The following is a 24,138-nucleotide window of genomic DNA, read 5'->3' as shown; positions in this document are numbered from 1 at the left end:
AGTCACACCACCAGACGCGGCTGATTGCGCACTGTGTCGGACAGGCGGAGCAGGACGGCGACGATCATCCAGTTCGCGACGAGCGACGAGCCACCGGCGGCGAGGAACGGCGTGGTGAGGCCGGTGAGCGGGATGACGCGGGTGACACCGCCGATGACGATGAAGCACTGCAGGGCGATCACGAACGAGAGCCCGACGCCGAGGAGCCTGCCGAAGTCGTCCTGGCCGGCGAAGCCGATCCGGAAGCCGCGCGAGACCAGCAGGAGGTAGAGGCCGAAGATCGCGAAGAGGCCGGCGAGGCCGAGCTCCTCGCCCAGGCTCGCGATGATGTAGTCCGACTGCGGGACCGGGGTGATGTCGGGCATGCCCTGGCCGAGGCCGGTGCCGAGCAGGCCGCCGTGCGCGAGGCCGAACAGTCCCTGCACGAGCTGGTAGCTGCCGCCGGGGTCGGCGCCGTAGCGGTCGGAGCTGAAGGCGTCGAGCCAGTTCGCGAAGCGGTTGCCGACGTAGCCGAGGGTCTGGCTGGCGAGGATCGCGCCGCCGAGGAAGAGGCCGACGCCGATGAGCACCCAGCTGGTGCGGCCGGTCGCCACGTAGAGCATCACGAGGAAGAGGCCGAAGTAGAGCAGCGCGGTGCCGAGGTCGCGCTGGAAGACGATGACGCCCATCGTCACGGCCCAGACCACGAGGATCGGACCGAGGTCGCGCAGCCGCGGGAAGCGCATCTTCAGGAAGGTCTTGCCGACCATCGAGAGCGAGTCGCGGTTGCGGACCAGGTAGCCGGCGAAGAAGACCGCGAGCGCGATCTTGGCGATCTCGCCGGGCTGGAAGCTGAAGAAGTCGCCGATCCCGATCCAGACGCGCGCGCCGCTGACCTCCTTGCCGATGAACGGCAGCAGGGGGAGCAGGAGCAGCACGATCGCCGCGAATCCGGCGACGTAGGTGTAGCGGAAGAGGACGCGGTGGTTGCGGATCACCAGCAGGACGACGATCGCGGCGACGATCGCCAGGCCGCTCCAGATGATCTGCCGGACGGCGACCGACTCCCAGCCGGTCGCGCCGTCGGCGATGTCGATCCGGTAGATCTCGGCGACGCCGAGGCCGTTGAGGACGGTGGCGATCGGGAGGAGGAAGGGATCGGCCTCGGGCGCCGCGAAGCGCAGCACGACGTGCACGACGAGCACGAGCCCGGAGAGGCCGGCGCCGAGCGAGACGAGGGTGGTGTCGACCGCGCCGAGGGCGCCGAGCTGGACCAGGACGATCGCCGACGCGTCGATCAGGCACGCGCCGATCAGCAGCAGCAGCTCGAGGTTGCGCAGGCGCTGGCGGAGGAAGCGCGGGCGCTCCCGGGTGGCGGGGGCAGTGGCGGTGGCGGTCACGGTGCTCCGTTCGCGTCCGTCAGGCGCTCGACGATGTCGACGGCGCCGGCGTAGGAGTCGGCGCTGATCGTCTGCTCGAGCTGCTCGACGTCGTAGTCGCGGAGGGAGTCGAGGGGGATCCCCGTGTCCTCCTTCACTCCGGAGAGCGAGAGCGGGCCGACCGACTGCTGGATGCCCTGGTAGATGATCACGTTCTGCCCGTCGGTGCCGACGTAGAAGCGCGACTGCGTCCAGTCGTAGGCGAGCAGGACGCCGAGGAAGCCGGCGATCAGCACCAGCGAGAGGCCGACCAGCCAGGTGATCCGGCGGCGCAGGTGCCGGCGGCGGTCCTCCTCGATCAGCTCGTCGAGGTAGTCCTCGGACGCGGGCTCGAAGTGGGTCGGGCCCTGGGCGGCCGGGGCGCGGGTGTGCAGGCGGAGGCCGGGGATGCGGATCCGGTTCTGCGAGTCGTCGGTGCTGAGCGGCGTGGGCGCTGCGGCGGAGCCGACGATCACGGGCTCGGCCGTCGGCGCGAGGATCTGCGCGGTGTCGCCGGCGCCCGGGACGTCGAGGATGACGACGGTCACGTTGTCCGGTGCGCCGTGCGAGAGGCTGTCGCGGATCAGGCGGTCGGCGACCTGCTGCGCCGTCTCGTCCCGGGAGAGCTCCTTCTGGATCTCGTCGTGCGGGACGACGCCGGAGAGGCCGTCGGAGCAGATCAGCCAGCGGTCGTTCGGCTCGGTCTCGAGGGTGAGGGTGTCGATCTCGGGGTTCGTGTGCACGTCGCCGAGGACCCGCATGAGGACGGAGCGGCGCGGGTGCGTCATCGCCTCCTCCTCGGTGATGCGGCCGGAGTCGACGAGTCGCTGGACGAAGGTGTGGTCGGTGGTGACCTGCTCGAGCTTGCCGTCGCGCAGCACGTAGATCCGGGAGTCGCCGATGTGCGCGATGGCGACCGACTCGCCGACGCGGACGATGGCGCTGACGGTGGTGCCCATGCCGGTGAGCTCGGGGTGGTCGACGACGGCGTCGGCCAGCATCGTGTTCGCGGCGAGGAGGGTGCGCTTGAGCTCGTCCTCGGCCTCGTAGGTGGAGGCGTAGGTGCGGTCGGCCTGCGCGATGCGCTTGATCGCGATGGAGGAGGCGACGTCGCCGCCCGCGTGCCCGCCCATCCCGTCGGCGACGACGAAGAGCTGCCGGCCCGCGTAGCCGGAGTCCTGGTTGTTGGAGCGGATGCGGCCGACGTGCGAGACGGCGGCGCTCTCGCGCGTGACGCCCGTCTCCGCGGCGCTGTCGGGTGTGGCTGCCACGCGCTACGACCGCCGCAGCTCGAAGGTCGTCGTGCCGACCTTGACCGGGGTGTTCAGCGGCACCTTGGTGGGAGCGCCGACGCGACGGCCGTCGAGGAACGTTCCGTTGGTGGAGTCGAGGTCCTGGATCATCCACTCGTCGTTCCAGATCAGCAGGCGCGCGTGGTGCGTCGAGGTGTAGTCGTCGCGGATCACCAGCGCCGACTCCGAGGAGCGGCCGATCGTGAGCGGCTCGCCGTTGAGCTCGAGCTCGGTGCCGCGCTTGGGGCCCGAGGTGATGACGAGGCGCTGCGCGGTGTGCACGGTGGCCACGCCGCCGGAGTCGGTGCGCTCCTCGCGGGGGCGCCGAGCGGAGGGGGCCGACGGCTGGGGTGCGGGGGCGGCGGCCGCGGCGGCCACGACGGGCTGCGCGGCGGTGACGAACGGAGCGGCGTCCTGCGCGGCCGCGGGCTGCTGGCCGGCGGGCAGCTTGCGCACCCGCTGGCCGAACAGGTCGGAGCGCAGCGCGTAGACGATGCCGAACACGAAGAACCACAGCAGCGCGAGGAACGCGATGCGCAGGAGGAAGAGAGTGAGCTCGCTCATAGCCGGTCGTCCCAGAATCCCTCGGAGGAGCGCCCGGACGGACCGGACGGCGAGCGGTCGGCGCGCGCGGGTGCGGCGCCCTGGACGACGCGGAAGACGATCCGCGTGCGTCCGATCGAGATGGTCTGCCCGGGCGAGAGCGGCGCCTGGGTGACGGGCTTGCCGTCGAGCTTGGATCCGTTGGTGGAGCCGAGGTCGTGGACCTGGGCGCGGACGCCGTCCCAGAGGATCTCGACGTGCTTGCGGGAGGTGCCGGAGTCGTCGACCGTGATGTCGGCGTCGCTGCCGCGCCCGATGACCGTCCTGGACTTCGTGATCGGGTAGCGCTTGCCGTCGATCTCGAGCGCGGGCGTGGAGGCGACGACGCCCTTGACGCTGCGGGAGTCGACCTCGACCATCCCGGCGCTGAGCGACTCGTCGGCGGCGAGGGAGATGTCGATCGGGCCGGAGAAGCGGAAGCCCTGCTTCTTGGCGTGCTCGGTGGCGACCGTGGTGAGCTCGTCGATCAGCGTCGGGCCCATCCGCTCCATCCGGTCGAGGTCGGCGGCGGACATGCGCAGGGTCAGCTGATTGGGCACGAGGATGCGGTCGCGGGTGACCACGGCCGCCGTGGTGTCGAGCTCGCGGCGGAGAGCGGAGGCGAGCTCGACCGGCTGCAGACCCGACTTGAAGGTCCGAGCGAAAGCGCCGTTGACGACGCGCTCGAGTCCCTTCTCGAAGTTGTCCAGAATGCCCACAGTCTTCCGATCTTCCGTTTCTTCGCCTCTCGGCGGTCGCGTTGGGATCGAGGTGTCTGCGCGCCCGGTCCGCTTCCGATCTCGTGTCTGCGCCGCGCACGGCTACGGGCATGTTACTGGGATGCTCTGGATACGGCCTCCCCGAGCGGGATTCGGAGTGTGGACCGCACCCGTCCGGACGCGGGGCTCCGGCTCGCGGAACGTCGTCCGGCACGCTCGAATGCGCCGATCTCGCGAGCCGAGGACCGTTCTGCGAGCCCGAGGTGGCACGCGACTCCCGTGGTCGCGGGGCCCGGTTTCCGGTGTCGGCCGTGGGGGTGCTAGTCTTTCTCGTCGGTGCTTCGGTGCCGTTGGTGAGCGCGAGTGGCGGAATAGGCAGACGCGCACGGTTCAGGTCCGTGTGCCCGAAAGGGCGTGGGGGTTCAACTCCCCCCTCGCGCACCAGAGACACAGCCCCCGATCGGAATCCGGTCGGGGGCTGTGCTGTTCCCGGCCGTGCTGTTCCCGGTCGAGCTGTTCCCGGCCGTGTCGTTCCCGAGCCGTTCGCCGACGCCGGGACACCGGGGGAGGGGCGCGTGTTCACCGGGCGGACGCCGCGGGCGGGCACTGTCGGCGCATGATCGCTCTCCGCGCCGACGTCGGCGGCCTCGACTCGCGGGCGCTGCCCGAGCTGCTCCGCCGACTCCGCCGGCACCGGCACGTGCAGGTGGGCGGGAGTCAGTGGATCGCGGTGCTGCCCGAGGTCGGCTCGGTGCTCCTCACGGACGGCGCCGAGCTCGTGCTCGACGTGCTGGTGGAGCGGCGCGCGCTGCTGCCGATCGTCATCGACGCTCTCGAGGCGGAGCTGCGGCGCGACGGCTTCCGCGAGCGGCTCGCCCTCCGCTGGTCGACCCCCGACGCGGTCCCCGTCCCCTTCCGCTGACGCCCGGCGCCCCCCGCGAGATGCCACTTGTGCACGCCTTTCACGGCGTGTCGCGTGCACAAGTGGCATCTCGCGACGCACTCACGTCGTCCGTGGAGACGCATGCTGGTCGAGTAGCCCCGGAGGGGCGTATCGAGACCCGGCGTCCCCGGCAGGGCGGGTCTGCAGACCTGTCTGCTGAAGGTGGGGGATCTCGATACGCCCGCTGCGCGGGCTACTCGATCAGCAAAGAGGGGGCGCTACTCGATCGGCGCGGCGCGCTGCTGCGAGATGCCACTTGTGCACGCCTTTGACGGCGTGTCGCGTGCACAAGTGGCATCTCGCGGAGGGGGTCAGTGCTCGCGGCGGGAGGGAACGTCGGCCGGGGTCTCCAGGGGGGCGTCCTGGACGGTGGCGCGGTCGGACTTGGAGCGGTCGCCGCGGGTCTTCAGGAGGCTGGCGATCGTGGCGACGGCGATCGTCGAGCCGATGAAGGTGAGCGAGAACCAGATCGGGATCTCGGGGACCCAGAGCAGCGGCTCGCCGCCGTTGATGAAGGGGACCTCGTTGACGTGCAGGGCGTGGAAGACGAGCTTCACGGCGATGAAGCCGAGGATGACGGCAAGGCCCTGGCTGAGGTAGACGAGGCGCTCGAGCAGTCCGCCGATCAGGAAGAACAGCTGGCGCAGGCCCATCAGCGCGAAGGCGTTCGCGGTGAAGACGATGTAGGCCTCGTTGGTCAGTCCGTAGATGGCGGGGATCGAGTCGAGCGCGAAGACGAGGTCGATGAAGCCGATGGCGACGATGGTCAGCAGCATCGGGGTGACGAAGCGGCGGCCGTCCTTCTTCACCGTCAGCTTGTCGCCGTGGTACTCGTCGGTGACGGGGAGGACGCGGCGCACCAGGCGCATGAAGGCGTTGTTCGAGGGGTCGCCGTGGTCGCCCTTGATCTGCTGGTAGGCCAGCACGAAGAGCAGGGCGCCGAAGAGGTAGAACACCCAGGAGAAGTTCTCGATCAGGGCCGCGCCGACCGCGATGAAGCCGCCGCGCATGATCAGCGCGATGACGATGCCGATCATTAGCACCTTCTGCTGGTACATCTTCGGCACCGCGAAGCCGGTCATGATGATCAGGAAGAGGAAGAGGTTGTCGAGCGACAGCGCCTTCTCGGTGAGATAGCCGGCGAAGTACTCGCCGCCGTAGCGCCAGTCGGCGACGAAGCCGATCCCGACGCCGAACAGCAGCGCGAGGCCGATGTAGAAGGCCGACCAGCGGGCGGACTCGCCGATGGTCGGCTCGTGCGGCTTCCGCACGTGCGCGAAGAACTCGTAGACGAAGAAGGCGATCGTCACGGCGATGGTGATCAGCCAGATGACGGGTGTGATCTGCACGGGGGTGCTCCAAGAGGGTCGGTCGATGAGGGACCAAGGTCTCCTCCACTCCGGCCGCGACCTCTCGGAGGTGGTGGCGGAGCCGATGGCCCGGGACGCTCATTCGCATCCGTAATGACGGGCTCACCGCAGTCGGGAGTACTCCCCTTGCTGTCTGCGATTCTACTCAGGGATTGCGATCGCGAGGCTGGGAGAGTACCGACACGTCGCTCCTGGATCCATACCGCTCTATATTGGATCCAGCGGCAGCGTGCCGCGCGAGAGGCGGCGCATGGCCATCCAGACGGTCCTCGGCCCGGTCGAGGCGGCGGAACTCGGCGTCGTGTCGATGCACGAGCACCTGCTGACCGACGCGAGCGCGCTGCAGCGGCCCGGCGTCGAGGCGCTCGATCCCGACGCCCCCGTCACCGCCGCGCTCGCGGCCGCCCTCCGCTGGAGCCAGCTCGCGCTCGCCGACAACCTCCGCCTCGACGACGTCGAGCTGCTCGCTGACGAGCTGCGCGCGGGAGCGTCCGCGGGGCTCACCGCCGCCGTCGACCTCAGCTCGCTCGGCTTCGGACCCGACCACGCCCGACTGCCCGAGCTGTCCGGCCAGGCGGGCGTCGCGATCGTCGCCGGCTACGGCGCCTACCTCCCGCGGCTGCTGCCCGAGTGGTACCTCGCCCTCGATGTCGACGGCCGCACCGAGCTCTTCACCCGCGCGCTGACGGAGGCGATCCCCGGCACGACCTACCGCGCGGGACTGCTCGGCCTGATGGGCACGACCGGCGCCTTCGCGACTCCCGAGGGCGAGCAGGAGCGGATCAGCCTCACCGCCGCGGCCCGCGCGGCCGCCGCCACCGGCTCCGCGATCACCGTCCGGCTCGCCGCCGACGCCCGCAACGGGCTCGAGGTGCTCGCGCACGTCGTCGCCGAGGGAGTGGATCCCTCCCGCGTCGTGTTCAGCACCGTCGACGAGTTCCTCGACCTGCCCTACCTCCGCGACCTCGGCCGGGCCGGCGCCGTGCTCGAGCTCTGCTTCGGCAACGAGGGCGCGCACGTCGGCCGGATCCGCAACGCGAGCGACCCGCAGCGCCTGGATGCGCTGCTGGAGCTGCTCGGCACCGACCCCGGCATCCGCTGGGTGCTCGGCCACAGCACCTGGACGAAGGGCCAGCTGCGCCGCTTCGGCGGGCACGGCTTCGACCACCTCGGCGCGCGCGTCCTGCCGGGGCTCCGCGCGCTCGGCGTCGAGGACGACGTGCTGCGGCGGATGAGCGTCGAGGAGCCCGCCCGGCTGCTCGACCGGCCGTGACCGACCGGCCCTGACCGACCGCCCCGCCCCCTCGGCCCCGACGACTCCGGCCCCGACCCGGCCCCCGATGAGAGAGACGCAGACCCCATGAGAGACACCCTCGCCCCGCTCGCGCCGATCGAGCCCTTCCTCGTCGACGGCGCGTGGCTCGCTCCCGAGGGCGCGCAGCTGCTCGACATCGTCGATCCCGCCACGGAGGAGCTGCTCACCCGCGTCCCGCAGGCCGGCCCCGCCGAGATCGAGGCGGCCGTCACCGCCGCCCGCCGCGCGCACGACGACGCGCGTTGGAGCGGGATGAGCCCGCACGACCGCAGCCGCATCCTGAACCGCGTCGCCGACCTGATCGAGGAGCGTCTCGAGGAGCTCGCGGTGCTCGAGACCCGCGACAACGGCAAGCCGATCGAGCGCTCCCGCGCCGACACGGCGACCTCGGCCCGGGTCTTCCGCTACTACGCCGGCGCCCCGTCGCGGCTGACCGGAACGGTCGTGCCCGTCGACGCGCAGCACCACGTCTACACGACGCTCGAGCCGGTGGGAGTCGCGGCGCTGATCCTGCCGTGGAACTTCCCGATCATGACGGCGAGCTTCAAGCTGGCGCCGGCGCTCGCCGCGGGCTGCACCGTGGTCGTGAAGCCGGCGGAGCAGACTCCGCTGACGATGCTGCGTCTCGCGGCCCTCTGCGAGGAGGCGGGCGTCCCCGCGGGAGTCGTCAACGTGCTCACCGGCGACGGCCGGGTCGGCGCGGCGCTCACCGAGCACCCCCTGGTCAGCAAGGTCTCCTTCACCGGCAGCACCGAGGTCGGCCGGAAGGTGATGCGCGCCGCGAGCGAGGACTTCACCCGCTTGACTCTGGAACTGGGCGGCAAGAGCCCGAACATCGTGTTCGAGGACGCGGACCTGGACGCTGTGGTGCTGACCGCGATGCGCGCGTCGTTCGGCCACTCCGGCCAGATGTGCACGGCGGGCAGCCGGCTGCTGGTGCAGCGCTCGATCCTCGAGGAGACGACGGAGCGGCTGACCGCGGCGGTGCGGAGGGTCGCGCTCGGCGACGGGCTGGCCGGCGGCGTGACCGTGGGGCCGCTCGTGTCGGAGGAGCAGCGGCAGCAGGTGCTCGGCTACATCGCGCAGGGCGAGGCGGAGGGCGCGGTCGTCGCGGTGGGCGGCGGCGTGCCGGACCGGCCGGGCTACTACGTCGAGCCGACGCTGTTCACGGGCGTCACGAACACGATGACCATCGCGCGCGAGGAGATCTTCGGACCGGTCGTCGGCATCATCCCGTTCGAGGACGAGGACGAGGCGGTGTCCCTCGCCAACGACCAGACCTACGGCCTCGCCGCCGGCGTGTGGACGAACGACCTGGCGCGGGCGCACCGGATGGGGCGGCGACTGCGCGCGGGGACGGTGTGGGTCAACACGTACAACCTGTTCGACCCGGCTCTGTCGTTCGGCGGCGTGGGGGAGTCCGGGATGGGGCGCGACCTGGGCGAGGAGGCGCTGCGCTCGTTCTGCGAGCTGAAGAGCGTGGTCATCGCGCTCTGAGCCCGCCGCCGGTTCGATCTGCAGGCGATCCGCGCGGGAACGCGGTTTCCGCCGCGCCCGTGCGTCTCGTGCCGGCGTGATCGCCTGCACATCGGACAGAACCCCTCCGGAAGGGTGCCGGGCCGAGGTGCAGGTGCTCCTCCGTTGTGCAGGTGCCCGCGCATTGTGCAGGTGCTCCTCCGTTGTGCAGGTGATTCGGCGCGGAAGCCGTCTACCGGCGCGAGGGCGGGGGCAGGAGGGGCGGATCGCCTGCAGATCGGACAGCAGCCTTCCGCAGTGCAGGTGCGCGTCCGGTGTGCAGGTGTGCGCGCGTTGTGCAGGTGCTCCTCCGTTGTGCAGGTGATCCGCGGGGAAGCCGCTCACCGGCGCGAGGGCGGGAGGCAGGAGGGGCGGATCGCCTGCAGATCGGACGGGGTAGTGCCGGGCTGAGGCGTCAGATCCAGCCGTTCTCGCGGGCCTCGATCACGGCGCGCTGGCGGGTGTCGACGTCGAGCTTGCGCAGGATCGACGAGACGTGGTTGCGCACGGTGCCCGCGGACAGGTGCAGAGCCCTGCCGATCTCGCCGGTGGTCTCCCCGCGGGAGCCGGCGCTCAGGACGTCCAGCTCGCGGTCGGTGAGCGGGCTGCGCGTGGTCGCGAGGGCGTCGGCCGCGATCTCGGGATCCACGTAGCGGCGGCCCGCTGCCACCTGGCGGATCACCTCCGCTACGTCCTCCACCCGCCGCGACTTGGGCAGGAAGGCACTGACCCCGACGGCCAGCGCGCGGCGCAGCACGCCGGGCCGCGCGTGCCGGGTGACCACGACGACCCGGGTCGCCGAGACGCGGCGCAGGCGCTCGGCCGCCTCGATGCCGTCCATGCCGGGCATCTCGACGTCGAAGAGGCAGACGTCGGGCTCGGGCCGCACGGCCTCGGCGACCGCCTCCGCGCCGTCGCGGCACTCGCCGACGATCTCGAGGTCCGGCTCCAGCCGGAGCAGCGCGGCGAGGTCGGTGCGGATCATGTCGTCGTCGTCGGCGAGGAGCACCCGGATCACGCGGCACCACCGGGCAGGCGCGCGTCGAGTTCGAAGGAGCGGCGCGCGGTGCGGGTGCTCAGGGCTACTCGATCAGCATGAACATCTCCGCACTGACCAGGTGATCTTCTTCAAGAGGGACGGGTGCGGTGGTGGCTGTTCATGCTGGTCGAGTAGCCGCGCAGGGGCGTATCGAGACCCGCGGTCGTCAGGAGGGCGGGTCTGCAGACTCTTGTTCTGATGACGGTGGATCTCGATACGCCCGCTGTGCGGGCTACTCGATCAGCATGGAGTTCCCCGCACTGACGAGGTGGCCTTTCCTGGTCAGCATGGAGTTCCCCGCTCACGAGGTGATCTCTGCTCGGAGCCCTCGGCGAGGATTCCGCGCCTGGGTCGGCAGCTCGTGCGGCGATTCCGGCACCCTCGTCACGTCTCCTCGTCGAGGAGGAGAAGAGGAGGGACGGAGCTGTGTGTGTCGAGGATGTCGGACCGGTCGAGGCCGTGTGGGCCTTCGTGAACGCCTACGACAAATGGGCCCAGCGGGGCTACACGCCGAGCATTCCGGAGGAGCTGGTGGAGGCGGTGACCGAGAAGGGGCTTCCGGGCCTCGACTCGGATGCTCGCTGGTACTCGCGGGGCAAGGTGAGGCAGGTCGGGAGCATGGTCGTCTCCGAGGTCGAGCTGCTGTCGTACTCGAGCTCCGACGCCGTCGTCGGGGCGCTCCTGGACACGACGGGCATCCGCGTCCTCGCCAACGGCAAGGAGACGTTCCGCAGCACCGAGGAGAAGGACCTGATCCACCGCGTGCGGATCGGCCTGGTCTTCGACGGCCGCTGGCGGATCGACGTGATCGACACAGTGGAGTAGCGGCAGGCGGACGCCTCGGGTGCGCAGAAGTTGTCGTAGTGGGTTCTCGGGTACGACAACTTTCGGAGAGGGAGGGGGTCCGGCGGGCGAGGTCAGGGGGTCGGCGGACAGGACGACGCGGCCAGGCGGCGGACGGCGTCGCGGGGGGCGTGGGTGACGCGGGGCGGCTCCGCGAGGAGGAGGGTCGCGCGGGTGGCGCCGTACTCGGGCCAGTCGGGGCCCGGGGCGCCGGTGGCGGCGAAGGCGGACCAGTGGCGGGTGAGGGTGTCGCGGAGGGACGTGGGGGCGGTGTCGCCGACCTCGGTGCGGGCGACGTCCGAGTCGTCGAGGTGGCGGAAGAGGAACGGCAGCTCGAGGGAGTGGCCGGCGCGGCGCGGTCCGGCGGAGGCGGGCTGCTCCCAGGTGAAGAGGTAGGCGCGGGTCGAGCCGGTGGCGCCGGCGCGGGCGTCGAGGAGGCGCTGGCTGGGCTGCCGGTAGATCGTCTCGGCGAGGCAGGCCTCGAGCTGCTCGGCCGGGGAGGTCTCGCGGCCGAGGTCGGCGCGGAGGGCGGCGGCGAACGCCTCCGTCCGGCTGCCGCGCGACGCGGGCCAGTGCGGCAGGAGCAGCGTCAGCTCGCGCTCGAGGAGCTCCGGGGACGGGTCCGGGCCGCCGGGATCGACGAAGCCGGAGCCCTCGTTCACGTTCGTGCCGACGATCAGATCCACCGTCGAGGACGCCCCGGCGGCGACCGCGTCCACCGGCGCCGCGGGCAGCACGCGGCCGTCGAGGCTCGGCCGGAAGGCGGGCGTCGGGTTCGGGTGGCCGGCCGAGCGGCGCTCGATCAGCCGCTGCTGGGCGGCGACCACGTCCTCCCACGGCAGCGCGAGCAGCCGCGACGGGTCGTCCGCCAGGCCCAGGAGCGCGAGCAGCTCAGCGGTGACGCCCTCGCCGAAGGCCCGCGTGCCGATCCGCTCCGGGTTGCCGCTCTGCAGCACGGCCCGCTGGAAGAGCCCGGCGGCAGCGGGCGCGGCGAGCAGCGCCGAGACGAGCACCGCACCCGCGGACTGCCCGGCGAGGGTCACCCGCGACGCGTCCCCGCCGAACGCGGCGATGCCCGAGCGCAGCCAGCGGAGCGCGGCGATGACGTCCAGCAAGGCGAGGTTCGCGGAGTCGGCGTACTCCGCGCCGAGCAGGTGCTCGAGCGTCAGGAAGCCGAGGGCGCCGAGGCGGTGGTTGACGGAGACGAGGACCATGCGGCCCGCGGCGGCGAGGCGCGCGCCGTCGGAGAGCGGCTCCGCGTTCGATCCGACGATGTGCAGGCCGCCGTGCACCCAGACGAGCACGGGCAGGTCGCGGGCGGCGGGATCGGGCGTCCAGATGTTCAGGTGCAGGGAGTCCCGCTCGGAGACGGGCGCGTCGGCGAACGGCTGCGGCGCGACAGGCCCGCGCGAGATCGCCGGGCGCACCCCCGTCCACGGCTCCACCGCCGCGCCGGGCCGGAAGCGCTCGGCCACCCGCAGGTACGGCACGCCGAGGAAGGCGTGCACCGCGCCGTCCGGCGTCTCCAGCACCCGGCCGCGCACGATGCCCCCCGGAGTCACGACCTCGGTCATGCGGGCTGGTGCAGCACGGGCCCGTGGCCGGGCGAGAGCGTGCTCTGCAGCACGAGGGAGGAGGCGCCGATCGCCGCGGCGTCGCGCGGATTCGCCGACAGCTCGACGCTGATCGGGTGCGCGCGGCGGGCGAACCGGCGGCCCTCGAGCCGGGAGCGCAGCGCCCGCGTATAGATCGAGCCGGCGATCGCGACTCCGGGGCCGGTGAGGACGAGCGCGTCGAGGTCGAACAGGTTGGCGAGGGTGACGGCGCCGTCGGCGAGGTGCCCGGCGGATCGCTGCAGCAGCGCCTCCGCGGCGGGGTGGCCGTTGATCGCGGCGAGGCTCAGCACGTCGAAGTCGCGGGCGTTCTGCTCCACCTCGAAGGTGAGGTCGAGGTCGGCGAAGGCGGCCCGGTCGACGCTCGCGTCCTCGACGACGACGGAAGGCGCGGCGTAGCGCTCGAGGCAGCCGATGTTGCCGCAGAAGCACTCGCGGCCGCCCGGGGCGATGGTGATGTGGCCGATCTCGGCGGCGTTGGAGCTGGCTCCGCGGAAGAGCGCGCCGTCGAGCACGATGCCGGCGCCGATCCCGGTGCCGACGTAGATGCTGCCGAAGGTCTCGTGCCGCGAGACGCCGCGGCTCCAGAACTCGCCGATGGCGGCGGCCGCCGCGTCGTTGTCGAGCAGGATCGGGATGCCGAAGCCGGCACCGAGCTCCTCGCGCAGGGGGAAGTCGCGCCAGCCCTGCAGGGTGGGCGGGCCGAGGATCCGGCCGGCGGCCTGGTCGATCGGCCCGGGCGCGACGACCGCGACGCCGGCGATGGTGCGGCGGTCGAGGCCGGTGCCGCGGACGAACGCGGCGTAGCCGTCGACGATCCGCCGCGTGACCTCCTCCGGGGCCGCGAGCGCCGCCCCGCGGATCTGCTGGCGCGCGAGCACTCCGCCGCCGGCGTCGGTCGCCACGAAGGTGATCGATTCGAAGCCGAGCTGGACACCGACGCCGATCCGCGCCCGGGTGTTGATCTCGAGCATCTGCCGCGGCTTGCCGCCGCTGGCCGTGGATCCGGTCTCGCGGACGATGCCGTCGGTCAGCAGCTTGCGCACGATCAGCGAGATCGACGGCTGGGTCAGGCCGGTCGCCGAGGTGAGCTCGACGCGGCTGATCGGTCCGGAGGAGCGGATCAGGTCGACGACGAGGGCGCGGCTGCCCGGGGCCGCGGGGGTCGCCTCACGACGCGCCATGCCTGCTCCTCACCGCTCGACCGCCAGCGTACGGGACCGGGCGCCGCGGCCCGCGCCCGCGCCTACGCTGGTACCGCCCGTCCGAGAGAGAGCCGCCATGACCGATCCGAGACCGCCGCGGCCCCTCGGGCTCGCCCTCGTCCGCGCCACCGAGATCATGGGCGCCGAGCCGTACTTCCACGAGTTCATCGCGGGGGTGGAGCACGCGGTCCGCCCGGCCGGGCACTCGGTGCTGCTGAACGTGCTGCCCGACCGCGACGCGGAGATCGAGACCTACCGGCGCTGGGCCCGCGACGGCGAGGTCGACGGCGTGGTGCTCGTCGACCTGGAGGTGGACGACCCGCGGCCGGCGCTGGTGCGCGAGCTCGGGCTGCCCGCGGTGATCGTCGGCCCGCCCTCCGCGGCGCGCGAGCTGCGCGCGGTCTGGACGAACGACGACGACGCGATGCGCGACGCCGTGCAGTTCCTCGCCGACCTCGGCCACGAGCGGATCGCGCACGTCGGCGGTCCGGAGGAGCTGCTGCACACCCGGATCCGGCGCGAGTGCTTCCTCAAGGAGTGCGCCGACCGGGGGATCGAGGCGGTCGAGCGCTCGGGCGACTACTCGCGCGAGTCCGGCGGGCGGGCGCTGCGCTCGCTGACGGAGGAGCCGGAGCGGGCGACCGCGGTGATCCTGGACAGCGACCTGATGGCGATCGGCGCGCTCGACGCGGCGCGGGAGCTCGGGCTCGACGTGCCGGGGGCGATGTCGCTGCTGGCCTGGGACGACTCCGCGCAGTGCCAGCTGAGCGAGCCGCCGCTCTCGGCGGTCTCGCACGACGTGCAGGTGATCGGCATGCTGACCGGCCAGGAGCTGCTGAGCGAGATCGCCGAGTCGGCGAGCGGATCGATCGCCAGCCCGCCGGTCGTGGTGGTGGCGCGCGGCACGACGAGCGCACCCGCGCAGCCCGGGCCCCGCGGAGCCTGAGCCCCCGGGACGGTCGCGTCGACGCTGTTTCGCCATGCCCGATCTTTACATAAATTATTAATCTTTGTACTTGACGCGGGGCAGGAGCATCAGCGACTCTGGGCACGTCGCCGCGGTGATCGACTCCCGATCAGCTGCGGCGCCGAGACACGTCACCGGTCGAAGGAGCCTGGCTAACCCATGACACGTGCCCACCGCACCCCCTCCGCGTTCTCGCGGGTCCCCCTGCGCCGCTCCCTCGCCGGAGCCGCGCTGCTGGCCGTCACGGCCGGCTCGCTGGTCGTCCTCGCGCCGGCCTCGGCGCCGACCGCCTCGGCAGCGGCGACCGCCGTCGACTGGACGAGCGAGAACACCGCCTTCGTGCAGCGCGACGGCAGCGCCCTGACCCTCGACGGCGAGCGGTTCCGCGCGAGCGGCACCAACATCTACTGGCTCGGCCTCGACGAGAACGTCGGCGGCGTCGACTACCCCACCTACTTCCGGATCAAGGACGCCCTCGACACCGCCGCGCAGATGGGCGTCACCGTCGTCCGCTCGCACATGATGACCTCGACCGGGCAGAACGACGAGGACCCGCTGGCCCTGATGCCGCGCCTCGGCGAGTACAACGAGGAGGCGTTCCGCACCATCGACTTCGCCGTCGCCTACGCGGGCACCCTCGGCATCCGCCTGGTGCTGCCCCTCACCGACGAGTGGGCGTACTACCACGGCGGTCACCGCGACTTCACGACCCCGCTCGGGCTGGAGTCGGACGACTTCTACTCCGACCCGGCCGCGATCGCCGCGTACCAGGACTACGTCGACGTGATCCTCGGCCACACCAACACGATCACCGGCACGCGCTTCGTCGACGACCCGACGATCATGGCCTGGGAGCTGGGCAACGAGCTCGAGGGGATGACCCTCGAGTGGATCGACGCGCAGGTCGCCCACATCAAGGAGCAGGCCCCGGAGCAGCTCGTCGCCGCCGGCCGCCGCTTCGACATCGACCCGGACACGCTCGCGGCGCCCGACCTCGACATCGTCGACGTGCACTACTACCCGCCGACCGCCGAGCGGGTCTCGGCCGACGCCGCGACGGTCGCCGGCGCGGACAAGGTCTACATCGCGGGCGAGTACGCCTCGACGGCCGCGAGCGAGGACCTCCTCGGCGCGGCCGCGGCCGACCCGAACGTCTCGGGCACCTTCTTCTGGTCGCTGTTCGGCAACAACGACCGCGGCGGCTTCGTGCCGCACGACGACGGCTTCACCCTGCACTACCCCGGCGAGACCCCGCGCGAGCAGGAGAGCGTCGACGCGATCGAGCAGTACGGCACCGCCACGGGCAGCACGCCCGGCGAGCTCGAGCTCGGCGCCCCGCTGATCACCGCGATCGAGCAGGACTACGGGATCAACGAGATCTCCTGGCGCGGCACCGCGGGCGCCACCGGCTACCTGGTGCAGCGCTCGACCGGCGGCGAGTGGAGCGACGTGACGGACGGAGCCGTCTCCGCCTCGGCCTCGCCCGTCACGGACTACGACTCTCCGGCCGCCGCGCGCTACCGCGTCGTCCCGGTGGGCGACGACGACCAGCGCGGTCCCGCCTCCGACGCGGTCGCCGCCGCCGCCGGCGGTGCCGTGCTGGTCGACCCGCTGCAGAGCTGGCTGCTGACCGCCGGCCACGAGAACGCGGAGATCGCCCCGACCCCCGCGGGCGGCGTCGTCAGCGCGACCGGCGACGCGAGCGTCACCTGGCAGCGCGACGGGATCGGCGCGGCGGAGTTCGTCGTCTCGGACCCGTCCGCGATCACCGTGGCGACGAGCAGCGACGGGCGGACCTGGACCGACGCCGCCACCACGGCCACCGAGCGCGACGGCGCGAGCGTCGTCGCCGCGACCGGCCTCTCCGGCGACCGAGTGCGGGTGAGCTGGAGCACCGGCGTGCTGCAGCGGGCGACGATCACGAGCGCCGCCGCGCAGGTCGCGCTCGTCGACCCGCTGGACGACTTCTCCCGGACGGCGGCCCACACCGGCAGCCTCTCCTTCGACACCGGCAATCCCGCGCTCTTCGGCGGCGACGCCTCCCGCATCAAGCGCGACAGCGCCGACCCGGCGAGCCTCGAGTACGCCTTCGACGACATCAGCGGCGCCGACATCACCGCCTGGTACTGGCCCGACCAGCCGGTCGTCCCGCTCGCGGTCGAGGGATCGGCGGACGGCACCAGCTGGACGCCGCTCGCCGTCGAGACGCGCGGCGGCACCGGGAACTGGCGCGAGTACACGTACTCGGTCCGCGACCTGACCGGCGTGAACCGGCTCCGGATCTCCTGGCCGCAGGGCGCGGGCGAGGTCTGGACGCCGCAGATCGGATCGGTGAGCCTCTCCTCCCCGAACGCGGCGCCGTTCGGCCTGCCCGCGGCCTCCGCGCTCGGGGCGCCCGCGGACGGCACGGCGGACGTCACCGCGACGCCGACCTTCTCGTGGGAGCCGGCCGCGGACGCCGCGTACTACCGCTTCGTCCTCTCCGGCTCGAGCGACCTCGCGGACCCGCTGGTCTCCGCCACCGGGCTCTCGGCCACGAGCTACCGGCCCCCGGTCGAGCTCGACCCGGAGACGCCGTACTACTGGCAGGTCTCCGCGGTGAACGGGCTCGGCGCCACGGCGTCGGCGACGCGCACCTTCAGCACGGCGGCGCTGCCGACCGAGCCGGTCGTGGTCGAGGACTTCGACGGCTACGCCGACGACGCCGCGCTGCAGGCCGCCTACGTCCGGAACACCGGCGGCGGCACCATCACGCCGACGCTGGTGCCGAGCCCCGCGAACGACACGAGCGCCGCTCGCTTCGACTACGACACCGGCACGGCCGGTTACGCCGGCACGGTGCGGACCTTCGACGCCGCGCAGAACTGGTGGGGCTACTCCGGCCTGTCACTCACGGTCGACGCCGACCGGGCGGTGCCGCTCGCGGTGCAGTTCGTCGCGAACGGCGCGTACTGGGAGGCGACCGTCACCCCGTCCGCCGACGGCGCGCAGCGGATCGAGATCCCGTTCGAGGACTTCGCGCCGCCCGCCTGGGCGCCGCAGGCCGACCTCGACCTCACCTCGGTCACGCAGTACGCGCTGTACGTGAACGGCTCGGGCGCGGGCTCGCTGGTGCTCGACGACGTCGAGACCGTGGTGGCGGAGGCGAGCACGCCGACGCCGACGCCCACTCCGACCGCTCCGCCCACCGCGACGCCGACGCCGACCGCGACGCCGACGGCCACGCCCACCGCGACCCCGACCGCGACCCCGACCGCGACGCCCACCGCGACTCCCACGGCCACGCCCACCACCCCGCCCATAGCGACCCCGTCGCCCACTCCGACCCCCGCGCCCTCCGTGCCCTCGTGGCTCGAGTCGCTGGTGAAGAAGTACCTGCCGAACCTCTGGCAGTGGTGGCTCGGCCGCCACTAGCCGCGAGCCGCAGCACCCCCCGCACCCTCCATCCGTTCCCTTCACCACTCACCACCTCCCGTCGCCGAAGGCGGCGACGGCCCACCGAGGAGAGACCCAGTGCACCGACCCACCACCCGCCGCCCGACGCCCGCCCGCCGCAGCACGCTGATCGGCCTCGCCGCCGTCGCCGCCTCGGCCTCGCTCGTGCTGTCCGGCTGCTCCGCCGGCGCGAGCAACGACTCCGGCGAGCCCGCCGGCGAGATCACCGTGCTGACCAACCGCACCGACCTGGTGGACACCACGTTCGCCGACTACGCCTCCACCTTCGAGAAGCAGTACCCCGGCACCACTGTGAAGTTCGAGGCGCTCACCGACTACGAGGGCGACACCAAGATCCGCCTGAACTCGAAGGACTACGGCGACGTGCTGCTCATCCCGAGCTCGAACGTCACGAAGGACGACTACGCGAACTACTTCGAGCCGCTCGGCTCGACCGACGAGCTCTCCGAGAAGTACCGCTTCACGAACGAGGGCTCGTTCGACGGCACCGCCTACGGCATCTCGACCTTCGGCTCCGCGATGGGCTACGTCTTCAACCGCGACGTCTGGACCGCGGCCGGTGTCACCGACCCGCCGCAGACGGAGGAGGAGTACCTGGCCGACCTCGAGGCGATCAAGGCGACCGGCGTCACTCCCTATTACACGAACTACAAGGACGGCTGGCCGCTCGCGACCATCGAGGGCAACCTCGGCACGGTGCAGGGCGAGGACGTCCGCACCGAGATGATCGCCGACGACGCGCCCTGGACCGAGGGCAACGACCAGTACAACATCGACGGTCTGCTCTACGACACGGTCGCCGCCGGCCTCAGCGAGGACGACCCGACCACCACGAACTGGGAGGAGTCGAAGGACCTCCTCGCCCAGGGCGAGATCGGCTCGATGGTCCTCGGCTCCTGGGCCGTCTCGCAGATGCAGGACGCCGCCGAGAAGGCCGGCAAGCCGCGCGACACCATCGGCTTCTGGCCGATGCCGTGGGCGCAGGACGGCGCGTTCACCTCGGTGACCGCCTCGGACAAGTTCCTCGCGATCAACAAGAACTCCGACAACAAGGCGACCGCCCGGGCCTGGATCGACTGGTTCACCGAGGACTCCGGCTTCGCCGCCAGCCAGGGCGCGATCAGCCCGGTGATCTCGGACCCGGCGCCCGACACCCTCGCCGACTTCGACGCGCTCGGCGTGACCTACCTCGAGCTCGCTCCGGACCCGGTCGGCAAGGAGGCCGTCATCAACGACATCGCCAACGAGGCCGAGATCGACCTCTTCGGCAACTCCTACCGCCAGAAGCTGATCGACGCGGCCCGCGGCGCCGGCGACGGCGACAAGCAGTCGCTCTTCGACGACCTCAACTCGCGCTGGGCCGCGGCCCGCGCGGACGTCGCGGAGTAGCAGCCGCCCCTCGGGGGCGACCCGCCACTCGCGGGTCGCCCCCCTCCCCACCCCCTCACGACCGCATTCCCCGGGATGCCGAAAGGATCGACATGGCGATCACCGACGCTCCGCCCCTCGAGGTCGGAGCGAGCAAGCGGGCCGGCGGCGGCCGTCGCGGCGACAGGCCCTCCGGCCGCCGCCAGCGGCTGACCGGGCGCCGCAGCACGCCCTGGCTGTTCCTCGCCGTGCCGCTGGCGTTCCTCGTCGTCCTGACCTACATCCCGGTCGCGAACATGTTCTGGTACAGCGTCACCGACTGGGACGGCCTCGACCCGGACAAGACGTTCGTCGGCCTCGAGAACTACGTCGAGATCTTCACCCGGCCCGAGATCTTCCAGGTCTTCTTCGTCAGCCTCTTCTACCTGGCCGGCGCGGTCGCGCAGCTCGGGCTCGCGCTGTTCTTCGCGACGCTGCTGAGCTTCCAGACCCGGTTCCGCAACTTCTTCAAGGGCGTCATCTTCTTCCCGTACCTGATCAACGGGGTCGCGATCGGGCTGATGTTCCTCTACTTCTTCCGCCCCGACGGCACCCTCGACGCGGTGCTCGGCGCCTTCGGCGTGCAGGACACCCCGCAGTGGCTCGGCGACCCGTCGGTCGTCAACGTCTCGCTCGCGGCGACCTCGGTCTGGCGCTACATGGGGCTGAACTTCGTGCTGTTCCTCGGCGCGATCCAGTCGGTGCCGGAGGAGCAGTACGAGGCCGCGGACATCGACGGCGCCACGTCGTTCGACAAGTTCCGCTACATCATCGTGCCCAGCATCCGCCGGATCCTCGGGCTGTCCTTCATCCTCGCGATCGCGGGCGCCCTGTCGGCGTTCGAGATGCCGTACATCATGACCGGCGGCGCCAACGGGTCGGAGACCTTCGTGATCCAGACCGTCGACACCGCGTTCCGCTACTCGAAGGTCGGCCTCGCCTCGGCGATGGCCGTCGTCCTGCTCGCGATCGTGCTGATCATCACCGCGGTGCAGCGCCGCGTGTTCCCCGACGAGAAGGCGGGCCAGGAATGACCACCACGCAGCCCCGCACGGAGGCCGTCACCGGCCTGCCCGTGACTCCCGCCCCGCGAGGCTCCCGCCGGCCCCGCCGCGGCTCGACGCTCGGCGCGATAGGCAAGTACACCTCGCTGATCGTCGCCTGCCTGTTCGCGCTGGTGCCGATCGTGACGATCTTCATGCTCGCCTTCAAGACGTCGACGGAGTACCGCAGCACCGGTCCGCTCGTCCCGCCGAGCAACTGGTTCAACTTCGAGAACTTCGCGATCGCCTTCAGCCAGGGCGGGATGGTGACCGGGTTCCTCAACACCGGCATCATCCTGCTGGTGTCGGTGGCGGGCACGATCCTGATCGGCACCATGGCCGCCTACGCGATCGACCGCTTCCGCTTCCGCGGGCGCCGGCTCGTGACGGGGCTGTTCCTCCTGGCGACCCTCGTGCCGTCGGTGACGACCCAGGTGGCGACCTTCCAGGTGATCAACGCCCTCGACCTCTTCAACACCCGCTGGTCGGCGATCCTGCTCTTCACCGGCACCGACATCGTCGCGATCTACATCTTCCTGCAGTTCATGCAGTCGATCCCGGTCTCGCTCGACGAGGCGGCGATGCTCGACGGCGCCAGCCGCTTCACCGTCTACTGGCGGATCGTGCTGCCGCTGCTGAAGCCGGCGATCGCCACGGTCGTGATCATCAAGGGGATCGCGGTCTACAACGAGTTCTACATCCCCTTCCTCTACATGCCCTCGCAGGATCTCGGGGTCATCTCGACCTCGCTCTTCCGCTTCATGGGCCCCTTCGGAGCACAGTGGGAGGTCATCGCCGCCGGCACGATCCTCGTCATCGTCCCGACGCTCATCGCCTTCCTCTTCCTCCAGCGCTTCATCTACAACGGACTGACCTCAGGAGCCACCAAGTGACCCACCTCAGCACCGAGCGACTCTCGGCCACCCTCCGCCCCCTGCACGACGGCTGGAGCGTGCGCGCGCTCCGCGGCCCGATCCCCGCGGAGATCGCGGGCGCGACGGTCCCGGCGACCGTCCCCGGACTCGTGCACACCGACCTCCTCGCCGCCGGCCTCATCCCCGACCCGTATCTCGACCAGAACGAGAAGAAGGTCACCTGGATCGGCGAGACCGACTGGGAGTACGCGTCGGTCTTCGCCTGGTCGCCCGACGGGCACGACCGGCACGAGCTGGTCTTCGAGGGCCTGGACACGGTCGCGACGATCACATTGAACGGGACCGTCGTCGCGAGCACCCGCAACCAGCACCGCACATACCGCTTCGCTGTCGACGGGCTGCTGGTGGAGGGCGACAACGCGCTCGTCGTCCGCTTCGCCTCGCCGGTCGCGGAGGCCGACCGGGCCAGCCTCGAGATCGGCTACCGCCCGCACACCTACTCGCACCCCTTCAACGCGCTGCGGAAGGCGGCCTGCAACTTCGGCTGGGACTGGGGCCTCGACGCGGCCTCGGTCGGGCTGTGGAAGCCGGTCTCGCTGCACGCCTGGAGCGAGGTGCGGCTCGCCGCGGTCCGCCCGGTCGTGACGGTGGACGGGACGACCGGCCGCGTCGCCGTGCACGTCGACCTGGAGCGGACGACGGAGGACGAGGTGGAGCTGACGGCGAGCGTCGACGGCGTGACCGCCTCCGTCACCGTGCCGGCCGGCGAGCGCTCGGCGGTGCTCGAGCTCTCCGTGGAGGATGCGGCCCTGTGGTGGCCGCGCGGCTTCGGTGAGCAGCCGCTGTCGCTGCTCGACGTCGAGGCGAGCGTCGGCGGCGCCGTCGTCGACGGCCGGACGCTGCGGATCGGCTTCCGCACGATCGAGGTGCAGCTGGACCGCGACGAGGAGGGCACCTCGTTCCGCTTCGTCGTCAACGGCGAGCCGGTCTGGATCCGCGGCGCCAACTGGATCCCCGACGACGCCTTCATCACCCGCGTCGACCGCGCCCGCCTCGCCCACCGGATGGACCAGGCCGAGTTCGCGAACATGAACCTGCTGCGGATCTGGGGCGGCGGCTACTTCGAGTCGGACGACTTCTACGAGCTCTGCGACGAGCGCGGCATCCTCGTCTGGCAGGACTTCCTCTTCGCCTGCGCCTCCTACGCCGAGGAGGAGCCGCTCTGGAGCGAGGTCGAGGCGGAGGTCCGCGACAACGTGACGCGGATCATGCCGCACCCGAGCCTCGCGCTCTGGAACGGCAACAACGAGAACATCTGGGGCTACGAGGAGTGGGGCTGGGAGAAGCGCCTGCAGGGCCGCACCTGGGGCCTGGGCTACTACCTCGACCTGCTGCCGCGCCTGGTCGCCGAGCTCGACCCCGAGCGCTCCTACACGCCGGGCAGTCCCTGGTCCGGCGACACCGCGATCTTCGCGAACGACGTCGACCACGGCTCCGTGCACCTGTGGGAGCTGTGGAACCGGGTCGACTACCCCGCCTACCGCGACGTGCACGCCCGCTTCGTCGCCGAGTTCGGCTGGCAGGGCCCGGCCTCCTGGTCGACGATCCAGCGCTCGATCTCGGACTCGCCGCTGACCCCCGAGTCGCCCGGGATGATCCACCACCAGAAGGCGACCGACGGCAACGACAAGCTGACCGACGGACTGGTCGCGCACCTCCCGCTGCCCGACGACACCGAGGACTGGCACTGGGCGATGTCGCTCAACCAGGCGCTCGCCGTCACGCTGGCGATCGAGCACCAGCGCTCCGAGAGCCCGCGCTGCATGGGCTCGGTGGTCTGGCAGCTGAACGACTGCTGGCCCGTCACCTCGTGGGCGGCGGTCGACGGCGACGGGACGGCGAAGCCGCTGCTCTACGCGCTCAAGCACGTCTACGCGGACCGGCTGCTGACCGTGCAGCCGCGCGCCGAGGGGCTCGCGGTCGTCGCGGTGAACGACAGTGCTCAGGAGTGGGCGGGCGAGGTGGTCGTGCGCCGGGTGCGCTTCGACGGCACGGTGCTCGCGGAGGAGCGGCAGGCGGTGTCGCTGGACGCGCGGTCGGTTGTCACCGTGCCGGTCGGAGTGGGTGCCGCGGACGACGTCGCTGCCGAGCTGCTCGTCGCCGAGCTCGCGGGCGAGCGCGCGTTCTGGTTCTTCGCGGAGTACCGGGAGTCGGCGCTCGAGGCGGCGCGGCTGACGACCTCCGTACGCGCCGTCGACGGCGGGGCGGAGGTGACGGTCACCGCGGAGAACCTCGTGCGCGACCTGACGCTGCTCGTCGACAAGGTCGACCCGGCCGCGGTCGTCGACGACCAGCTGATCACGCTGCTGCCGAGGGAGTCGGTGACGTTCCGGGTGAGCGGGGCCGGGCTCGATCCTGCCGCGCTCGTCTCGCCGAGCGTGCTGCGCACCGCCAACCAGCTCGTCGCCGACTGGGGCTGACGCGCCGCTCTCCGCGGCGCTCTCCGCGGCGATCGACGGAGCCGACCGGGACCGGCGCAGGCCTCCCGGTCGGCTCC

The 24,138-nt window shown here is 71.7% G+C and carries 18 protein-coding genes and 1 tRNA gene; 11 read left to right on the top strand and 8 right to left on the bottom strand.

Annotated features, from left to right (window positions below; all coding sequences use genetic code 11):
- Nucleotides 1-2: 2 nt before the first annotated feature.
- Genes MT350_RS09345 through MT350_RS09330 form a run of 4 tightly spaced genes read right to left on the bottom strand, consistent with a single transcriptional unit; the run spans nt 3 to nt 3,990 of the window.
- Nucleotides 3-1,379 carry an FtsW/RodA/SpoVE family cell cycle protein gene (locus MT350_RS09345; protein WP_133961351.1) on the bottom strand — a complete coding sequence of 459 codons (1,377 nt, stop codon included), beginning with the start codon at nt 1,377-1,379 and terminating at the stop codon, nt 3-5.
- Entirely contained in the window at nt 1,376-2,668 is a 1,293-nt protein-coding gene (locus MT350_RS09340) for a Stp1/IreP family PP2C-type Ser/Thr phosphatase (protein WP_123447238.1), read from the bottom strand. Before MT350_RS09340 ends, MT350_RS09345 begins: the two co-directional genes overlap by 4 nt.
- Before the next feature lie 3 nt (nt 2,669-2,671).
- Entirely contained in the window at nt 2,672-3,253 is a 582-nt protein-coding gene (locus MT350_RS09335) for an FHA domain-containing protein (protein WP_243599401.1), read from the bottom strand.
- Nucleotides 3,250-3,990, bottom strand: a complete 741-nt coding sequence (locus tag MT350_RS09330) for a DUF3662 and FHA domain-containing protein (protein ID WP_123447236.1) — start codon at nt 3,988-3,990, stop codon at nt 3,250-3,252. The genes MT350_RS09335 and MT350_RS09330 overlap by 4 nt, the downstream gene beginning before the upstream one ends.
- A gap of 357 nt (nt 3,991-4,347) precedes the next feature.
- On the opposite strand from MT350_RS09330, the gene MT350_RS09325 reads away from it, so the two are divergent.
- Both MT350_RS09325 and MT350_RS09320 read left to right on the top strand, forming a co-directional pair.
- A tRNA-Leu gene (locus MT350_RS09325) sits at nt 4,348-4,434 on the top strand.
- Nucleotides 4,435-4,606: 172 nt separating this feature from the next.
- Nucleotides 4,607-4,912: a hypothetical protein gene (locus MT350_RS09320; protein WP_243615818.1), complete on the top strand. Its 306-nt coding sequence runs from the start codon at nt 4,607-4,609 to the stop codon at nt 4,910-4,912.
- A gap of 332 nt (nt 4,913-5,244) precedes the next feature.
- On the opposite strand, the gene MT350_RS09315 is transcribed toward MT350_RS09320, so the two are convergent.
- Nucleotides 5,245-6,282: a TerC family protein gene (locus MT350_RS09315; protein ID WP_123706155.1), complete on the bottom strand. Its 1,038-nt coding sequence runs from the start codon at nt 6,280-6,282 to the stop codon at nt 5,245-5,247.
- Nucleotides 6,283-6,553: 271 nt separating this feature from the next.
- Here MT350_RS09315 and MT350_RS09310 point away from each other — a divergent pair, with 271 nt between their 5' ends.
- Nucleotides 6,554-7,576 carry a hypothetical protein gene (locus MT350_RS09310; protein WP_243615817.1) on the top strand — a complete coding sequence of 341 codons (1,023 nt, stop codon included), beginning with the start codon at nt 6,554-6,556 and terminating at the stop codon, nt 7,574-7,576.
- An 87-nt stretch (nt 7,577-7,663) separates the two neighbouring features.
- Entirely contained in the window at nt 7,664-9,115 is a 1,452-nt protein-coding gene (locus MT350_RS09305) for an aldehyde dehydrogenase (RefSeq protein WP_243615816.1), read from the top strand.
- A gap of 433 nt (nt 9,116-9,548) precedes the next feature.
- On the opposite strand, the gene MT350_RS09300 is transcribed toward MT350_RS09305, so the two are convergent.
- Nucleotides 9,549-10,151, bottom strand: coding sequence for a response regulator transcription factor (locus MT350_RS09300; protein WP_243615815.1), 603 nt, complete (start codon nt 10,149-10,151; stop codon nt 9,549-9,551).
- A gap of 447 nt (nt 10,152-10,598) precedes the next feature.
- On the opposite strand from MT350_RS09300, the gene MT350_RS09295 reads away from it, so the two are divergent.
- Entirely contained in the window at nt 10,599-10,997 is a 399-nt protein-coding gene (locus MT350_RS09295; RefSeq protein ID WP_243615814.1) for a hypothetical protein, read from the top strand.
- 92 nt (nt 10,998-11,089) lie between these two features.
- Here the strand turns inward: MT350_RS09295 and MT350_RS09290 are convergent, their stop codons facing one another.
- Both MT350_RS09290 and MT350_RS09285 read right to left on the bottom strand, forming a co-directional pair.
- Nucleotides 11,090-12,589, bottom strand: a complete 1,500-nt coding sequence (locus tag MT350_RS09290; protein ID WP_243615813.1) for a carboxylesterase family protein — start codon at nt 12,587-12,589, stop codon at nt 11,090-11,092.
- Nucleotides 12,586-13,812, bottom strand: a complete 1,227-nt coding sequence (locus tag MT350_RS09285; RefSeq protein WP_243615812.1) for an ROK family transcriptional regulator — start codon at nt 13,810-13,812, stop codon at nt 12,586-12,588. The genes MT350_RS09290 and MT350_RS09285 overlap by 4 nt, the downstream gene beginning before the upstream one ends.
- A gap of 97 nt (nt 13,813-13,909) precedes the next feature.
- Between MT350_RS09285 and MT350_RS09280 the strand changes: the two genes are divergently transcribed.
- From MT350_RS09280 to MT350_RS09255, 6 genes are all read left to right on the top strand, one after another.
- Nucleotides 13,910-14,779: a LacI family DNA-binding transcriptional regulator gene (locus tag MT350_RS09280; RefSeq protein WP_243615811.1), complete on the top strand. Its 870-nt coding sequence runs from the start codon at nt 13,910-13,912 to the stop codon at nt 14,777-14,779.
- A gap of 180 nt (nt 14,780-14,959) precedes the next feature.
- On the top strand, nt 14,960-18,214 hold the full coding sequence (locus MT350_RS09275; RefSeq protein WP_243615810.1) for a carbohydrate binding domain-containing protein: 3,255 nt from the start codon (nt 14,960-14,962) through the stop codon (nt 18,212-18,214).
- Nucleotides 18,215-18,313: 99 nt separating this feature from the next.
- The gene (locus tag MT350_RS09270; protein WP_243599449.1) at nt 18,314-19,645 is read left to right on the top strand and encodes an ABC transporter substrate-binding protein; all 1,332 of its coding nucleotides are present in this window, start codon (nt 18,314-18,316) and stop codon (nt 19,643-19,645) included.
- 92 nt (nt 19,646-19,737) lie between these two features.
- Complete coding sequence (locus MT350_RS09265) at nt 19,738-20,697, top strand: carbohydrate ABC transporter permease (protein WP_123731482.1); 960 nt, start codon at nt 19,738-19,740, stop codon at nt 20,695-20,697.
- Nucleotides 20,694-21,599 (top strand): carbohydrate ABC transporter permease, encoded by a 906-nt coding sequence (locus tag MT350_RS09260; RefSeq protein WP_243599450.1) that lies wholly within the window; start codon nt 20,694-20,696, stop codon nt 21,597-21,599. The genes MT350_RS09265 and MT350_RS09260 overlap by 4 nt, the downstream gene beginning before the upstream one ends.
- Nucleotides 21,596-24,061, top strand: coding sequence for a glycoside hydrolase family 2 protein (locus MT350_RS09255; protein ID WP_243615809.1), 2,466 nt, complete (start codon nt 21,596-21,598; stop codon nt 24,059-24,061). The genes MT350_RS09260 and MT350_RS09255 overlap by 4 nt, the downstream gene beginning before the upstream one ends.
- Nucleotides 24,062-24,138 lie beyond the last annotated feature (77 nt).

Origin of the sequence: Rathayibacter sp. VKM Ac-2928, from assembly GCF_022815545.1 — a bacterium.
GTDB classification, from domain to species: domain Bacteria; phylum Actinomycetota; class Actinomycetes; order Actinomycetales; family Microbacteriaceae; genus Rathayibacter; species Rathayibacter festucae.
This window is presented reverse-complemented; position numbering and strand designations above follow the sequence as displayed.

Coding starts and splice junctions, on each gene's coding strand:
- MT350_RS09335 (WP_243599401.1), bottom strand. CDS start 3,253: ATGAGCGAGCTCACTCTCTTCCTCCTGCGCATCGCGTTCCTCGCGCTG.
- MT350_RS09320 (WP_243615818.1), top strand. CDS start 4,607: ATGATCGCTCTCCGCGCCGACGTCGGCGGCCTCGACTCGCGGGCGCTG.
- MT350_RS09310 (WP_243615817.1), top strand. CDS start 6,554: ATGGCCATCCAGACGGTCCTCGGCCCGGTCGAGGCGGCGGAACTCGGC.
- MT350_RS09305 (WP_243615816.1), top strand. CDS start 7,664: ATGAGAGACACCCTCGCCCCGCTCGCGCCGATCGAGCCCTTCCTCGTC.
- MT350_RS09290 (WP_243615813.1), bottom strand. CDS start 12,589: ATGACCGAGGTCGTGACTCCGGGGGGCATCGTGCGCGGCCGGGTGCTG.
- MT350_RS09285 (WP_243615812.1), bottom strand. CDS start 13,812: ATGGCGCGTCGTGAGGCGACCCCCGCGGCCCCGGGCAGCCGCGCCCTC.
- MT350_RS09280 (WP_243615811.1), top strand. CDS start 13,910: ATGACCGATCCGAGACCGCCGCGGCCCCTCGGGCTCGCCCTCGTCCGC.
- MT350_RS09275 (WP_243615810.1), top strand. CDS start 14,960: ATGACACGTGCCCACCGCACCCCCTCCGCGTTCTCGCGGGTCCCCCTG.
- MT350_RS09265 (WP_123731482.1), top strand. CDS start 19,738: ATGGCGATCACCGACGCTCCGCCCCTCGAGGTCGGAGCGAGCAAGCGG.
- MT350_RS09260 (WP_243599450.1), top strand. CDS start 20,694: ATGACCACCACGCAGCCCCGCACGGAGGCCGTCACCGGCCTGCCCGTG.